Origin of the sequence: Cupriavidus sp. GA3-3 (genome assembly GCF_000389805.1) — a bacterium.
Lineage (GTDB): Bacteria > Pseudomonadota > Gammaproteobacteria > Burkholderiales > Burkholderiaceae > Cupriavidus > Cupriavidus necator_D.
In genome coordinates, this window is the sequence record NZ_KB944490.1 from 12881 (window position 1) to 28513 (window position 15633).

The 15633-nt window shown below is 62.3% G+C and carries 11 protein-coding genes; 8 read left to right on the forward strand and 3 right to left on the reverse strand.

Annotated features, from left to right (window positions below; translation table 11 throughout):
- Positions 1-60: 60 nt before the first annotated feature.
- Entirely contained in the window at positions 61-987 is a 927-nt protein-coding gene (locus C265_RS21485; protein ID WP_010811109.1) for a glycosyltransferase family 2 protein, read from the forward strand.
- Between the two features lie 404 nt (positions 988-1391).
- On the opposite strand, the gene C265_RS31050 is transcribed toward C265_RS21485, so the two are convergent.
- Both C265_RS31050 and C265_RS21495 read right to left on the reverse strand, forming a co-directional pair.
- Positions 1392-2141, reverse strand: coding sequence for a membrane-associated phosphatase (locus C265_RS31050; protein ID WP_010811110.1), 750 nt, complete (start codon positions 2139-2141; stop codon positions 1392-1394).
- Complete coding sequence (locus C265_RS21495; RefSeq protein ID WP_010811111.1) at positions 2138-3391, reverse strand: DegT/DnrJ/EryC1/StrS aminotransferase family protein; 1254 nt, start codon at positions 3389-3391, stop codon at positions 2138-2140. The genes C265_RS31050 and C265_RS21495 overlap by 4 nt, the downstream gene beginning before the upstream one ends.
- A gap of 479 nt (positions 3392-3870) precedes the next feature.
- On the opposite strand from C265_RS21495, the gene C265_RS21500 reads away from it, so the two are divergent.
- On the forward strand, positions 3871-5910 hold the full coding sequence (locus C265_RS21500; protein ID WP_010811112.1) for a nucleoside-diphosphate sugar epimerase/dehydratase: 2040 nt from the start codon (positions 3871-3873) through the stop codon (positions 5908-5910).
- Between the two features lie 197 nt (positions 5911-6107).
- On the forward strand, positions 6108-7106 hold the full coding sequence (locus tag C265_RS31720) for a GNAT family N-acetyltransferase (RefSeq protein ID WP_081645147.1): 999 nt from the start codon (positions 6108-6110) through the stop codon (positions 7104-7106).
- Positions 7107-7198: 92 nt separating this feature from the next.
- Here the strand turns inward: C265_RS31720 and C265_RS21510 are convergent, their stop codons facing one another.
- Positions 7199-9433, reverse strand: a complete 2235-nt coding sequence (locus C265_RS21510) for a polysaccharide biosynthesis tyrosine autokinase (protein ID WP_037024992.1) — start codon at positions 9431-9433, stop codon at positions 7199-7201.
- A 511-nt stretch (positions 9434-9944) separates the two neighbouring features.
- Between C265_RS21510 and wbpA the strand changes: the two genes are divergently transcribed.
- The 5 genes from wbpA (at position 9945) to C265_RS21535 (ending at position 15467) form a co-directional block, all read left to right on the forward strand.
- A complete protein-coding gene (wbpA, locus tag C265_RS21515; RefSeq protein WP_010811115.1) occupies positions 9945-11261 on the forward strand; it encodes a UDP-N-acetyl-D-glucosamine 6-dehydrogenase in 1317 nt (438 codons plus the stop codon).
- A gap of 19 nt (positions 11262-11280) precedes the next feature.
- Entirely contained in the window at positions 11281-12231 is a 951-nt protein-coding gene (locus C265_RS21520) for a Gfo/Idh/MocA family protein (protein ID WP_010811116.1), read from the forward strand.
- A gap of 7 nt (positions 12232-12238) precedes the next feature.
- Positions 12239-12820 (forward strand): UDP-2-acetamido-3-amino-2,3-dideoxy-D-glucuronate N-acetyltransferase, encoded by a 582-nt coding sequence (gene wbpD, locus C265_RS21525; protein WP_010811117.1) that lies wholly within the window; start codon positions 12239-12241, stop codon positions 12818-12820.
- 74 nt (positions 12821-12894) lie between these two features.
- Positions 12895-14010, forward strand: a complete 1116-nt coding sequence (locus C265_RS21530; RefSeq protein WP_010811118.1) for a DegT/DnrJ/EryC1/StrS aminotransferase family protein — start codon at positions 12895-12897, stop codon at positions 14008-14010.
- On the forward strand, positions 14007-15467 hold the full coding sequence (locus C265_RS21535) for a lipopolysaccharide biosynthesis protein (protein WP_010811119.1): 1461 nt from the start codon (positions 14007-14009) through the stop codon (positions 15465-15467). Before C265_RS21530 ends, C265_RS21535 begins: the two co-directional genes overlap by 4 nt.
- The last annotated feature ends 166 nt before the right edge of the window (positions 15468-15633 follow it).

The following is a 15633-nucleotide window of genomic DNA, read 5'->3' on the forward strand; positions in this document are numbered from 1 at the left end:
GCCCGCACCAGACGGGCCGGCGCAGGTGTCTGCCATCTGCCGAACATTGGAGGGGTCACCATGCCGGCAAGCTCGTTCCTGCCCACCGTTTCGGTGTGCATCTACACGTGCGACCATCCCGAGCAGCTGCGGCACACGCTGCAATCGGTCGCTGATTCCACCATGCCGGCGCACCAGCTCATCGTCACGGATGACAGCAGCGGCTACGACACGCGCGAGATGATGCGCCGGGACTATCCGGACATCACCTATCTGGAAGGCCCGCGCCGCTCCAGGGCCGCCAACCGCAACCGCGCCCTGCGCGCGGCCACCGGCTCGCACGTACTGTTCCTGGATGACCAGACGCTGCTGGGCGCAACCTTCCTGCAGCAGATGACCGAGTCCGTTGCCGACGACCATCTCCGGCGGGCCACGGCCGGCTGCGCGACGCCGCTCATCCTGACCGGGACCGAGGTCTGCCAGGGGCGGCGCGGCGTTCCGCGCAAGCCGGCGTTCCTGGGCCACCCGACGCTGGACTACCGCCGCGGCGAGCGCCTGTGCTCGGTGCTGTTGCACAGCGCGGTGTTCCCGCGCGAGCTGTTCGAGAACCTGTCGTTCGACGAGCACCTTGCCGTCGGCTACGACGACCTGGAACTGGCCGGACGCGCGGTGCAGGAATTCGGCTACCGCATCGAGATGGTCCCGAGCGCAGTCAACCAGCGCTTGCCGTCGGTGTCGGCCGACCGGCCATGCTCCGCCAGCGACGCCTCACGACTGTATGTGGCCTGCCGGCGCTATGACCATGGCCCGCAGCACCCACTGAAGACGGCAGTGTTCCTGCTGTTGGCCCTGCCGCACGACCTTGCGCACCATCTGCGCGCAGCGGGTCTGCGCGGCGCCGGCACCTTCTATGACACGGCGACTTGCCTGTGGCAGCTGCTGCGCGGCCCGCGAGCCGCCGGGCGCCAGGGTGCCGCCGGTCTCGGCGCACCGCTGCCGCGCGACTGACAAGCGCACAGGCCCGGGGAGCGTACCCATTTCTGCGCTGCCCGCCCATGCGCGGCGGCGCACCTACTCGAGGGGTGAGGCGGCCAGCGCCGCGCTGGAATGGTTCAGGGTAGACGAATGCACGACACGCAGCGTGCGCTTCCGCGGAGGCAACCCCGCACGGCGCGAGGCGGTCAGCGGCCTGCCAAACGGCCGGCGCGGCGTTCTGCCCCGGGCACGGCAGGCGCCAGCCCGATACGGCCCCTTGCATATGCGGCCTACCTCATCTCTACCTGATTTTCGTCGGTGCAAAATACCAGATAATTAATGATACTAATGTGCAACCTGTTCTGCCCCACATCACCGCTGTTGTTAGGAATAAAACTGCCATTTTCTGTTTTTAAACTGATGATGAGAGTGCCCAATCATGTAGTTTGCGTCGAGAGCAAGCTTGGTGTCCGGGTAGATGTTCCTGTTTTCGATGGTGTGAGTAAACGCGGCGCCTGCCGGCCCCGCTTCGACAGGCACGACCGCTTGCGCACGGTGATGCGGGTCTCGCCCGTCACCGGATCGGCGTCGATCTGCCGGTAATGCCGCACTGTGCCGTCCTGCCACGGTGCCGCGTGCTCCCACATTGCGGCCTTGACCGGGTACAGCAACCCGCGCACATTGACAAAGACGAAGGCGCCGATGCCAAGCGCAGCCACCAGCACGATCTGCGGCGCCGGCCCGCGGATACGGATGCCCGCATTCAGCCACGCAACCACCAGCCCCACCGCACCACCCAGCAAGGTCTCGGACAGCGTGTGGTAATTGCCGGACACCAGTTTCACCGCCATCGCGAGCCCCAGCGCCAGTCCCGCAAACCAGCCGATGCGTGCCACGCGCGGGCTCAGCGCCGAACCCAGCAGCATCAGCAGCACCGGATACGTCGCCGCGGTCAGCATGGCGTGGCCGCTGACACTGTACAGGCCGAGCTGCGGCAGGTACCAGCCGCCGTAATCAAACGCGAACTTGGCAGCCCCCACCAGCGCGGAGCCAAGGCTGAACGACACCAGCCATCGCAGCGCGCTGCGCCATGCGCCCCCCACGGACAGCGCTAGCGCAATGACCAGCGCAACGGGCACCAGCAAGGTAATGGTGCCAAGCTGGATCAGCGACGGCCAGTGCATCATCGCCGCATGGCGCCCGCGCAGTCCTGCGCCAGGCCGGGCATCACCCCGCCGTCGGCGTCCCGCCCGGCACCGGTCGGCAGCGTTGCACGAAGCATGACCTCGCGCAGCACCTGCGCAGTCAGGGCAATCTCGGCGTCGGTCAGGGTGGGATGCACCAGCAGCATCAGGCTGTTTTCACCCAGCAGCCTGGCGTTGGGCAACCGGTGCGGCGGGCGCCAGCCCGTGTAATCGAACGCCTTCTCGAGATAAGCCTCCGAGCAGCCGCCCGCATAGCAGGGCACGCCGCCTGCCTGGATCTCGGCCACGATGCGGTCACGGCTCCAGCCATCCCTTAGCCATTCCGGGCGGACGAATGCATAGAACTTGTACCAGGCTGATTGTGCATCCGGTGGGCAGGCGGGCAACCAGACCGCAGCACATTGCCGAAGCGCGCCGGCAATGACCTCCGCATTGGCAGTGCGCTGCGCTGTCCATTGCTTCATGCGCGCAAGCTGGATGCGCCCGATCACCGCCTGCATTTCTATCATGCGCCAGTTCGTGCCGAAGGATTCGTGCAACCACCGGAATCCCGGGGGGTGCTGACGCTCATAGACAGCGTCCCAGCTCTTGCCATGGTCCTTGTACGACCACATGCGCAGCCAGAGGTCCCTCGCGCTGGTCGTCACCATGCCGCCCTCGCCGCCGGTGGTCATAATCTTGTCCTGGCAGAAGGACCATGCACCCACGTCCCCGATCGAGCCGACCGAACGCCCTTTGTAGCGCGCACCATGTGCCTGGGCACAATCCTCGATCACCTTGATGCCGTGCTCGCGCGCCAGCGCCATGATCGGGTCCATGTCGCAGGGTATGCCGGCAAGGTGCACGCATATGACGGCTCGCGTCCTTGGCGTCAGAACCTTGCTGATCGTCGCCGCGGAAAGATTGCCGCTCGCAAGATCGACGTCTGCAAATACCGGCTTTGCTCCCGCATTCACCACGCTTGAAATGCTGGCGATGAACGTTCGCGGCGTCACCACGACCTCGTCGCCAAGGCCAATGTCCAGCGCCTTCAGCGCGACATCGAGCGCAAGTGTCCCGTTTGCCAGCGCGATCGCATAGGGCGTCCCGGCCCACCTGGCGAATTCCTCCTCGAACTTCCGGCATTCAGAGCCGGTCCAGTAGTTCACCCGGTTCGACAGCAGCACCTTCTGCACGGCAGCCGCCTCGTCGGCAGTGAAACTTGGCCAGGGAGAAAAACTGGTATCCAGCATGGTGGTCCACCTCAGTAATGAAAGTCGGAGCGGGTGCCCTGCACGAACCCGACCGGGTACCGGGAACGCATCCATCTAACCAGACTTGCATGGGCAGGTGAAGGCCGCCATGTGGCCTGGATCACTCAACTAAGGCGCAAAGGGCGCGGCGGGCGCCACGCCCTTTGCGCCACCTGCCGCTGCGTACGCAAACCCACGTTGCTGCGTTGCCAGGGACGCACCAACAACAATAATTGTTTCAGTCGGGAATGGTGTCGAAAGCACCCAGTCGCTGACGGGTAAACGGGCAAATCGGAAGCCTCTGAAAGGGCATGTCCCTTCCAGAGGCCACCAGCCGGTGGAGCTGCCCATAGAAGAAGCCTTAAGACAATGCATAACCGTGCGCAACCTTCTTTGTCCGCCCCGCAAATGGGGCGTCCCTATCGCAGCCTGGTCGCCGCCAGGCCCCTGCCCGTTCTGGTGCGCGGAGGTTCCGGCCAATGACCAAACCGCTCTCGCGCTGGCTGATTGCCCTGCCAAGACGTCGCAAAGTCGCGCTGATGATTGCGGCGGACCTGCTTGCGCTGCCGCTGTGCTTTGCTTTCGCACTATTCCTGCGCGCCGGCAACTTCGAGTTGCTGGCACAGTACGGCATCACGCCGCCGCTGATCATTGCCGCCTGCACGATTCCCGTGTTTTCGCTCAGCGGACTGTATCGGACCGTCGTCCGGTATTTCGACCTGAAAGTCCTTTGGACCACCGGCACCAGCCTGGCCGGCATCGTCGGACTCACCTATGCGCTGTCGTTCCTCATGCACCTCGACCGGCTGCCTCGCACCGGCCTGCTGATCTACTGGTTCATCGCCTTTTCCTATGTCGTGATCTCGCGCTTCGTGGCGCGCGCCTTGCTGACGCGCACGCGGCAGAGCCTGCAGGCCCGCAACGAGCGCGCCAGCTTGCGCGTGGGGATATTCGGCGCCGGCGAGGCCGGCTTCCAGCTCGCCATCGCCATGCGCGCCAGCCTGGGCCACAAGGCCGTCTGCTTCTTCGACGATGACTTCGCGCTGGAGGGCAAGGTCGTTGCCGACCTTCCAGTCCATCACAGCAACCACGTGCGCAAGGAGATCCAGCGGCACGCCATCAATGAAGTCGTACTGGCCGTTCCGTCCCTGCCAATCGAGCGCCGTCGCCAGATCGTCGACAAGCTGCACCGCTATTCGGTCAGCGTGCGCACGTTGCCCTCTCTTCTCGAGCTTGTGGATCGCAAGATCACCGTGCAATCGATTCGGGATATCAGCGTGGAAGACTTGCTGGGCCGTGACATCGTCCCGCCACGGGTAGACCTGTTCGCCAAATGCACGCAACGCAAGACGGTCATGGTGACCGGTGCGGGTGGCTCCATCGGCAGGGAGCTGTGCCGTCAGATCGCTTCGCAGGAACCCCAGCGCCTAATTCTCTTCGACCACTCCGAATATGCCCTCTACGCGATCGAACAGGAACTGCGCCAGCGCTACCCTGACCTGCAGATCACGGCGCGGATCGGCTCTGTGTGCGACGCCACTGCCGTGTCAGCCGCACTGCGCGGCCAGCAGGTCGACACCATCTATCACGCCGCCGCCTACAAGCATGTGCCGCTGGTCGAAAAGAACATGCCCGAAGGGATCCGCAACAATGTGCTGGGCTCCCTGACCATTGCCGATCTGGCAGACCATTTCGGCGTTCAGACCTGCGTGCTGGTTTCCACCGACAAGGCGGTACGGCCCACCAACGTGATGGGCGCCAGCAAGCGCATTGCGGAACTCGTTTTCCAAGCCGCAGCCACGCGCCCCAACACGCGGACAACGTTCGCGATGGTGCGCTTCGGCAATGTACTGGGCTCATCCGGGTCCGTGGTACCACTGTTCCGCAAACAGATCCGTGAGGGCGGGCCCGTCACGATCACGCATCCGGACGTCATCCGCTTCTTCATGCTGATCCCCGAAGCAGCCCAGTTGGTGATCCAGGCCGGCGCGATGGCCAAAGGTGGGGAAGTCTTCGTGCTGGACATGGGCAAGCCCGTCCGCATCATCGACCTGGCCCGCACGATGATCGAGATGTCCGGCCTGACGGAAAAGACGCGCAAGAACCCCGCCGGGGACATCGAGATCAAGGTCGTGGGGCTGCGCCCGGGAGAGAAGCTGTTTGAAGAGCTCCTCATCGGTGGTGAGGTGACGGCCAGCGAGCATGAGCGCATCTTGTGCTCGAACGAACCGCTCATCGCGGAGGCAGAGTTGCACGAGATGCTTGAGCGCCTCTTTGCCGCCTGCGATACCCGTGACGAACTCGAGATCCAGACCGTCATTCAGAGCCTGGTAGTCGAGTACGCGCCGTACAGCTCACTGGAGTCGCCGGGCCGCAAGGTGGCGGCGCCCTCGCAGCGGGAGCCGAGCCAGCCGTTGCAGCATGCACTGCGCGGGGTTGCATCGCGCCAGCAGCCGCCCCCGGAGATCGGCACCGACCCGCAACTCGCAACACTGTCGAATTCAAGCAAGGCGAGCTGAAGCCGACCGGCATGAGCCAGTGCGAGCCAATCCTGCGTTCGCTGACACACGCGGGCCCGTTGCGACCGCACTACCACGCGGGAATAATTCCTTTAACGAAAAAAGGAAGGCCTCGCAGGCAAATGCTGGGGCCGCCAGGGGCAATATCTCAAGGCGAGTGTTTCTGAGAAACCAACTATGGAGCGTTGTGAGGAATCATGAGCCAAACCAAGCCCGTGCCAGCTATCACCGCTGAAAGCGAGACCAGGAAGGCATATCGCACCATATGCTCGGAAAATCCGCAGATAGCGATCTCATCCAAAGACTGGTGGCTTGACTCAGTCTGCCAGAATGGCGAATGGGACGCGGCGATTGTCATGAAGAATAACAAGCCAATTGCCGCACTCCCTTACTACACCGAACGCAGGGGGCCACTCATAATTCAAAGGATGCCAAAGTTGACGCAAAGCTTTCAGCTCTGGCTAAATTATCCGTCGAATATATCCGAGCACAATCGCATTGATTTTGAAATGGAGGCAGTCAGGGAAATCGTGGCACTGCTCCCAAAATCACATGTCGTTAGCTTCAATATTCATCATTCCCTCAGAAATCTATTGCCATTCTATTGGAAAGGATTTTCCGAGGCTGTACGTTACACTTACGTTATCGATGACATCGCCGATCTGGACGGTGTCTTCAGCCGGTTCAACAGCGCCGCGCGCAACAAGATTCGCAAAGCAGAGAAAATTGTCAAAACACGCTTCACCAATGATGTATCAGAATTCTACGCCATCAACAAAAAGACCTTTGATCGCCAGGGCATGAAAATGCCATATTCCTTTGGCTTTATAGAAAGACACGACCAAGCCTTGCTGGAAAGAAATGCAAGAAAGATTTTCACGGCCGTCGACGATGACAACCAGATACATTCCGCGCTTTATTTAACGTGGGACCAGAAGTCCTCTTATGTCCACATGGTCGGCGAGGACCCGAAGCTGCGCACAAGCGGTGCCGGAATAAAACTAATCTGGGATGCCATTCAATATACCCGGAACGAGTTGAAATTAAACTGCCTTGATTTCGAGGGCAGCATGATTCAGTCTGTTGAATCGGTGAGAAGAAGCTGCGGAGGACAGCAACGCACGTTCTCCAACATCTCAAACCGGTTGTTCGCAGCATTACATATGGCTCGCGGTGTATTTCGCCAGGCAAAATAACAGCCAGAACCGTTGCGCAGAACTCGTGGCCGCCAGGAGACGGATTGGCAAAAAGTCGCGCTACCTGACGCCGGGTGCCCCACGTGCCGCGCTCAGGCCTGCTTCGCCGCGCAGCGGTACTCGTTGAGATAGCGGTACTTGCCGTAGTGATTGTGCGAGCGATACCAGCGGCCCTGGACGTGGAGACCGTTGAACAGCACGCCCTCGACCTCGGCACCCGCCCGGCGGATCGCCTGTTGGGAGGCCCGCAGCTCGCCCGCGGTTGTCATTTCCGCGCGCGCCACCAGAAACACCGCGTCTGCCTTGCCGGCGAGAATGCCGGCGTCGGCAGCAGCCAGTACCGGTGGCGTATCGATCACAACCAAGTCATAGCGCGACCTCAGTGCATCGAGCAGGGCGCCCATGCCCGCGCTCTGCAGCATGTCGGCCGCGTGCGGTGCTTCCATACCGGTCGCGATGAAATCAAGGCCCTTCACCACCTGACGCCGCAACGCCCGGTCCGGCGGCATGCCCATCAGCACGTCGGCCAGACCGGGGCTGCGCTGCACGCCGAAGCAATGGTGCAGGCCACCGCGGCGCAGGTCGGCGTCGATCAGCACCACGCGGCAACCGCTGGCGGCAATGGCGGCTAGGTTGGCACAGATGAAGGACTTGCCGACGCCCGGCGACGGGCTGCTGATCACAACGACACGGTTGTCGCTGCCTGCCAGCGCGGACTGCAGTACGGTGCGGAAAATGCGCAGGCTCTCCATGGCAGGATCCTTAGGCATCACGCGCGCCAGCAGGCCCGCATCCTCCATGCCCGCCGACTGCACCTGTGCCTGCTGTGCGCTGAAGGGAATGGTCGAATAGACGGTCATGCCAGTCTGTCGCTCGACCTCGTCGGCGTCGTTGACGCCGCCATCCAGCGAGTGGCGCGCAATGATCACCAGTAGACCCGCAAAGAGGCCGAGTACTATGGATAGGCCGGTGATCAGTGGGCGGTTGGGACTCTCCGGCTTGACCGGCACGCCGGCGGGATCGACCAGGCGTGCGGTACCGACCTTGCTGGCCTTGATCAGCTTGAGGTGCTGGATGTCATTGAGCAGGGACTGCAGCATTTCAGTGCTGACCTTGACATCGCGCATGAGGCGCAGCACGTGCTGCTCGACGTCGGGAAGCTTCTGGATCTGCCCGGCAATGGCATTGATCTGTGCGTTGAGACGACCGATCTGGCCATCGATGGCTTCAAGTGCCGGGTGGCCGTTGGTAAAGCGCGTGGCCAGCTCCTGGCGCTGCCGGTGCAGCTCCTGCAGCCTGGTCTGGATCTGCATCGACTGAACCAGGACCAGCTTGGATTCCTCGCCCAGGTCGATCGTGCCGCGCTGGCTACGCATCGCGTTGTAGCGGGTTTCGGCTTCCTCCACCTGCTCTCGAAGCTGCGGCAATTGCTGCTCCAGGAAGGCGAGTGACTTCTCCGCTTCGGCGGCTTTGCGGCGAACGTTCTGGTCGACGTACGCACCGGCGATCTCATTGAGGATGGCCGCGATCATCGTCGGCGAATTGCCATTCAACGATACGCCGATCACGCCGCTCTCCTTTCCGCGCTCAGAGATCATCAACTGTTCTTGCAGCCTGGCAATGGCGGTGGCGCGTGGCAGGCGGCGCAGCACAAATTTGCAGCCGGCGCGGCCATCGAGATGGCTGACCAGCAGGGTAACCGTGCCGCGTCCCGTAGCAATCGTCAGGGGCAAGCCCACGGTGCCCGTCACCTTGGTATCGTCGCTGTCAAAGGTGACACGGAACTGGTTGCCCCCCAGCGCGGTGAGGTAGATCTTGCTCCCCTCCATCTGCGGCGGTACTTCGAGCCGGGCCACGCTGATCGATTCCTTGCCCCACGCGAAGCCGCCCCAGCCGAACAGGCCGGGCGTGGACAGGCCGGAACTGAAGCTTGCGAGGCCCCGGCCGATCAGGGGGAAATAGCGTGCTGCGGCCTCGATATCGAGGCGCAGGTCGTCAACCGCCTTTCCTACCACCATCCGGGACCGCAGCAGTTCAATCTCCGCCGCTGCAACCAGCTTGGCGTCGAATATCGGCGAGATGTTGGTTGCCAGCCTGCCAGCGCTGGCATCGCCATTGATGTCTTCCACTTGCACCAGGATGTCGGTGCGATAGAGAGGCGTCGCCAGGAGGGCATAGAGCATTCCGACACAGATGAACATGCCTGCCACAGCGAGAAAGGTCCAGCGGTAGCGCAACAGCACATCGACATGGACGGTCAAATCGAGCGGGTCGCGCCCCTCGTCCCCGGCATCCGGAACGCTGCCATGCATGTTAACGACTTTCATGTTCCCTTCCTGTGACGATGGCTGGCACTACCCCTTTGCTCATTGACCAGATAGTACGGATACACGCTGACGCTGGTGCGCTCTTGTTTACTGCGCATTGCGTCATGCAAGCTGCTCACGCATTCGCCGCAGCACCCATCCCACGATAGCCGCATCCTAGAAAGCCATGTCGCCGGCATCGGTGCGCCTTCGCACATTGATTGGAAGTGGCCCGTCGCATGCAGTCTGGTGCGGCACGGCTCCATCGATTGGACGATAGCCGTCAGAACGATGTCGCTTTCGACTTCGATTCCATTAGTGTTGGCAGCGACATCTGGGCACGCCGGAATTAGCGACAGGAAATGGTTCATGTAATTGCCCGCATATGTGTGGGTCACAACAGTCTTCACCCGTCTGGAGATATACGGACTCCTACAATCGATAACACGGGTCATCCGCCCAGCTCTGTCATCTCGTCGCCGGTCCGACCTTATCGTCCTCTTCGATTCACCACAACGAAGCAGATTCCACCATGCCGAGCCCAATCGCCAAAGACCTCATCGACCGGATCAAGAACCGGGAGTCCATTATCGGCATCGTCGGCCTGGGCTATGTCGGCCTGCCTTTGATGCTGCGCTACTGTGCGATTGGATTCCGCGTGCTGGGTATAGATATCGACGGGAACAAGGTCGACAAACTCAATGCCGGCGAGAGTTATATCGAGCATATCCCCGCACGCGGCATTGCCCATGCCCGCGAGACCGGATTTGAGGCGACTACGGATTTCGAGCGCGTGGGCGAGTGCGATGCAATCATCCTGTGCGTGCCGACGCCGCTCAACAAGCATCGCGAACCCGACATGAGCTTTGTCATCAATACGACGGATGCCATCAAGAAGTACCTGCGCATCGGGCAGGTGGTATCACTGGAAAGTACCACCTACCCCGGCACAACCGAGGAAGAATTGCTGCCGCGCTTGCAGGAAGGCGGGCTGGAGGTGGGCAACAACATCTTCCTGGTCTATTCGCCGGAACGCGAGGACCCGGGCAATGGCAAGTTTGAAACCCGCAGCATTCCCAAGATCGTCGGCGGACAGACGCCGGGCTGCCGCAAGGTCGGCATTGCGCTGTATGAAGCGGCGATCGACCGTGTGGTGCCGGTCAGTTCGACCAAGGCGGCCGAGATGACCAAGCTGCTTGAGAACATTCATCGCGCCGTGAACATCGGCCTGGTCAACGAAATGAAGATCGTGGCCACGCGGATGGGGATCGACATTTTCGAAGTCATCGATGCCGCCTCCACCAAGCCATTCGGTTTCACCGCGTACTACCCGGGGCCGGGCCTGGGCGGGCACTGCATTCCCATCGACCCCTTCTACCTGACCTGGAAGGCCCGCGAGTACGGCTTGCATACCCGCTTCATTGAGTTGTCGGGCGAAGTCAACAAGGCCATGCCAGAGTATGTCGTCGCCCGGCTGACGGAGGGGCTGAACCAGCAGGGCAAGGCGCTCAAAGGCTGCCGGGTTCTGGTGCTGGGCATTGCCTACAAGAAGAACGTCGATGACATGCGCGAGTCTCCCTCTGTCGAGATCATGGAACTGATCCGCGCTCGGGGCGCGACGGTCGCATACAGCGACCCGCATGTCCCCGTGTTTCCGAAGATGCGCGAACACCATTTCGAGCTATCGAGCGTGCCGCTTGACGGCGAATCGCTATGTGGCTTCGACGCCGTGGTGCTGGCCACCGATCACGATAGCTTCGACTATCTTCTGATCCGCCAGCATGCAAAGCTCCTCGTCGACAGCCGCGGCAGGTATCGCTCGCCAGAAGCCAATGTTGTCAAGGCCTGAGCATACGGGGAGCGCTATCGTGAAGCGATTCGCACTGATCGGCGCGGCCGGCTACATTGCGCCCCGCCACATGACGGCCATCAGGGATACCGGCAACCAGCTGGTGTCGGCCTATGACATCAATGATTCCGTGGGCATCATCGACAGCATCTCGCCCCAGAGCGAGTTTTTCACCGAGTTCGAGCGCTTCTATGACCATGCCTGGCGACTGCGTCGCCAGCCCGGCGCGGCGCTGGACTACGTCGCCATCTGCTCGCCGAACTACCTGCACCAGTCTCATATCTCAGCCGGCTTGCGCCTGGGATGTGACGTGATCTGCGAAAAGCCGCTGGTACCGACGCCCGAGTTGCTCGATGAGCTTGCCCTGGTCGAGCGAGAGACCGGTCGGCGCGTGTTCAACATCCTGCAGCTGCGCCACCACCAGGCCATCCTCGACCTCAAGGACAAGGTCGGCCGTGAGCGCAACGGGCACAAGCACGAGGTCGAGCTGACCTACATTACCTCGCGCGGCAAGTGGTATATGGAGAGCTGGAAGGGCGACACGCGCAAATCCTTCGGCCTGGCCACAAACATCGGCGTGCACTTCTACGACATGTTGCACTTCATCTTCGGGAGGGTGCAGCACAATGTCGTGCACCACAGCACGGACAACAAGGCGGCCGGCTACCTCGAGTACGAGAATGCGCGTGTGCGCTGGTTCCTGTCGGTCGATGCCGGCGACTTGCCCGCGGCGGTGAAAGGCAGGAAGCCGACCTATCGCTCGATCACCGTGGACGGCGCGGAGATCGAGTTCTCGGAAGGCTTCACCGACCTGCACACCGTCAGCTACCGGGAGGTACTTGCGGGCCGGGGCTACGGCCTGGATGACGCGCGCCACTGCATTGAAACTGTCAATGCGATCCGCTCGGCACGCCCGGCAGCGCCCCGCGACGGCGAAGCCCATCCTTTCCTGCAGCAACTTCTTGCCTGAGGCTCTAATGACCTACCAGATACATCCATCTGCCGTCATCGATGAGGGCGCACAGATCGGAGACGGATCGCGCGTCTGGCATTTTGCGCATGTTTGCGCCGGCGCGCGCATCGGCAGGCAGTGCTCGCTCGGCCAGAACGTGTTCGTTGGCAACCGTGTCGTCATCGGCGACCACGTCAAGGTGCAGAACAACGTCTCCGTCTACGACAACGTCACGCTGGAAGATGGCGTCTTTTGCGGTCCAAGCATGGTGTTCACCAATGTATATAACCCTCGCTCGCTGATCGAGCGCAAGGGCGAGTACCGCGACACTCTGGTGAAGCGGGGCGCAACGCTGGGCGCCAACTGCACCATCGTCTGCGGCGTGGCGATTGGCGAATATGCCTTCGTCGGCGCCGGCGCTGTCATCAACAAGGACGTGCCCGCCTACGCGCTGATGGTCGGCGTGCCGGCACGTCAGATCGGCTGGATGAGCGAATTCGGCGAGCAGCTCGACCTGCCGGTGCGTGGTGAGGGTGAGGCCGTCTGCCCGAACAGCGGGCAACGCTACGTCCTGGATGGCGCCACGCTGCGCAAGGCTGCCGCCTGAGGTGCCTGAGGTGCCTGAGGTGCCTGGGACAGTGGCCAGGCTTGCCCGAATGCCGTCTGCAGAGGAGATCAGCAATGATCGAGTTCATCGACCTCAAAACCCAGCAAGCCCGCATCAAGTACAGGATTGACGCCGGCATCCAGCGGGTGCTGGCGCACGGTCAATACATCCTGGGTCCGGAGGTCGAGGAACTGGAGCAGCGGCTGGCGGACTATACCGGCGCCAGGTATTGCATCAGTTGCGCCAACGGTACGGATGCGCTGCAGATCGCCCAGATGGCGCTAGGGATCGGCGCCGGCGATGAAGTCATCATGCCGGGCTTTACCTATATTGCCACCGCTGAAACCGTCGCGCTGCTGGGAGCAAAGCCGATCTATGTAGACGTGGATCCGCGCACCTGTAACCTGGACCCGGCGGCACTTGAAGCCGCTATTACGCCACGCACCAGGGCCATCGTCCCGGTCAGCCTGTATGGCCAATGCGCCGATTTCGACCCCATCAATGCCATTGCCGCGCGCCACGGCGTACCGGTCATCGAGGATGCCGCGCAGAGCTTCGGCGCCTCCTACAAAGGCCGCAGCAGCTGCAATCTGTCCACGATAGCCTGTACCAGCTTCTTTCCCAGCAAGCCGCTGGGCTGCTATGGCGACGGCGGGGCGATCTTTACCAACGACCACGAGCTGGGCAAGCGGATACGCCAGATCGCCCATCACGGCCAGGAGCGGCGCTACCACCATGTCCGCGTTGGCGTGAACAGCCGCCTGGATACATTGCAGGCGGCCATCCTGCTGGCGAAGCTGTCAATCTTCGATGAGGAGGTGGCGATGCGCCAGCAAGTGGCGGCGCGGTACGGAGAGCTGTTCCGCCGCGGGGGAATCGAGGCCACGCCGCATATCGAACCACACAACATCAGCGTGTATGCGCAGTACACGATCCGGGTGCCCGATCGCGAAACCTTGCAGGACCGGCTGAGGGCCGCCGGGATCCCCACCGTCGTGCACTATCCGCTGCCGCTGAACCGACAGCCCGCGGTGGCCACTCCCCATGCCCGCCTGCCGATCGGCGACGCATTGGCGCGGCAGGTGTTGAGCCTGCCGATGCATCCTTACCTCGACATGACGAGCCAGCAGGCCATCTGTTCGGCGATTCTCCAACATGTCATGTGCCAGCCGGAGCGAGTTTTGCCTTGAACAAACAAACGCTTGCCACTGAGCCCAACGCGGCGGCGAAGCCGCGCGTGGGCAGGAGCGTTGGCCTGCTGGTCGGCGGGCAGGCCACCGCGCAGATACTCACCCTTGCGGCAGCGCCGATTCTGACGCGCCTTTATGCACCGCAGGATTTCGGCGCCGCGGCGGTCTTCACGGCCCTGCTGGCATTCTTCGGCGTTGTTGCCTGCCTGCGCTACGACTTGTCGATCGCGCTACCCGCCAACGATCGCGATGCCGAGAACCTGGTGGTGTTGTGCCTGCTATGCGTTGCGTCGACTACCGCGCTATGCGGGCTCGGCGTGCTGTGGTTCGGCGATGCGCTGATCCTGGCCCTGAATTGGTCGATCGACACCAACGTTCTCTGGCTGCTTCCCTTCGGCGTTGCTTCGGCCGGCCTCTACACTGTGATTGAGAGATGGATGGTCAGGATGCAGTACTTCGGCCAGCTGGCGCAGACCAGGCTGCTGCGGTCCTTGATCGGGAATCTGGTTCAGCTGGGCGGCCACGGACTCGGCGTCCTTGCCTTGATGGGCGGAACGGTGATCGGCAATGGCACCGGCGGACTGTTCTTCCTGATAAGGGAAGTCCGGCGCAGGCAGGGCCGCAATATCAGGCTGGTCCGAATCATTGCCCTGGCTCGCCGCTACAAGGACTTTCCGCTGTATTCCACCTGGACGGCCGTATTCAATGTGGCGGGCCTACACCTGGTCCCGTTGATCTTCTCGGCATTGTTCGGTGCTGCCGTGGTGGGCCACTTTGCCTTTGCACTGCGCATGGTGTCAGCGCCGATCACGCTGATCGGCGCCGCTATCGGCAGCGTCTTCTTCGCCCAGGCCCCGGCCGCCAGGCGGGCAGGCCGCCTGCCGGAGGTGGCCGAGGAACTGCGCCGGAAGCTGGCCAACGCCGGTGTCCCGGCGCTGGTGCTGCTCATCTGCGCCGGACCGGACCTGTTCGGCACCGTGTTCGGTGAACGGTGGCGCATGGCCGGCCACTATGCGCGCTGGATGGCACCCTGGATCTATTTTCAGTTCCAGTTTTCCCCGCTGTCGTGCCTGCCTGATGTGATGGAACTGCAGAAGCTGGAGCTGACCGCGCAGTTCAGCACCTTCGCAGTTCGTCTGGCCACGCTGGCGGCGTGTTACGGATTCAGCGTTCCGGCGGATCAAAGCATCGCCGCGTTCTCGGTGGTAAGCGCCTTGGCCTATCTCTGGATGCTGGCCTTGTTCATGTCGCGAGTAGGGGTAGGTCTCAGGGCAATGGTGGCGCACGATACGAGGCGGATCCTCATCTTCTGCGCCTTGGCGCTGCCGTCGTTACTGCTGTACAGCGGCGCGCCCGACTGGCGCTCCCTTGCTTGCGCGATTTACTTCCTGGCGCTCTCGGCACTCTGGCTGCGGCGTGCCTTGCGCGCGCCGCACGCCGGCACCGGTCGGGCATGAAAGGGCGACAACGATGGACATAAGGCAATTGCCGCAACGCGATCTGGATGCAAGTGAGTGCGACGACGCTCCCATCTTCAGGCAAGCATGCCCGTTTGTTCTCGGGTAGGCGATGGCCGGCGTCAAGCCTCGACCCGCGAGCAAAACGGCCGCCCTTTTTTCAGAG

Coding starts and splice junctions, on each gene's coding strand:
- C265_RS21485 (WP_010811109.1), top strand. CDS start 61: ATGCCGGCAAGCTCGTTCCTGCCCACCGTTTCGGTGTGCATCTACACG.
- C265_RS31050 (WP_010811110.1), bottom strand. CDS start 2,141: ATGATGCACTGGCCGTCGCTGATCCAGCTTGGCACCATTACCTTGCTG.
- C265_RS21495 (WP_010811111.1), bottom strand. CDS start 3,391: ATGCTGGATACCAGTTTTTCTCCCTGGCCAAGTTTCACTGCCGACGAG.
- C265_RS21500 (WP_010811112.1), top strand. CDS start 3,871: ATGACCAAACCGCTCTCGCGCTGGCTGATTGCCCTGCCAAGACGTCGC.
- C265_RS31720 (WP_081645147.1), top strand. CDS start 6,108: ATGAGCCAAACCAAGCCCGTGCCAGCTATCACCGCTGAAAGCGAGACC.
- C265_RS21510 (WP_037024992.1), bottom strand. CDS start 9,433: ATGAAAGTCGTTAACATGCATGGCAGCGTTCCGGATGCCGGGGACGAG.
- wbpA (WP_010811115.1), top strand. CDS start 9,945: ATGCCGAGCCCAATCGCCAAAGACCTCATCGACCGGATCAAGAACCGG.
- wbpD (WP_010811117.1), top strand. CDS start 12,239: ATGACCTACCAGATACATCCATCTGCCGTCATCGATGAGGGCGCACAG.
- C265_RS21530 (WP_010811118.1), top strand. CDS start 12,895: ATGATCGAGTTCATCGACCTCAAAACCCAGCAAGCCCGCATCAAGTAC.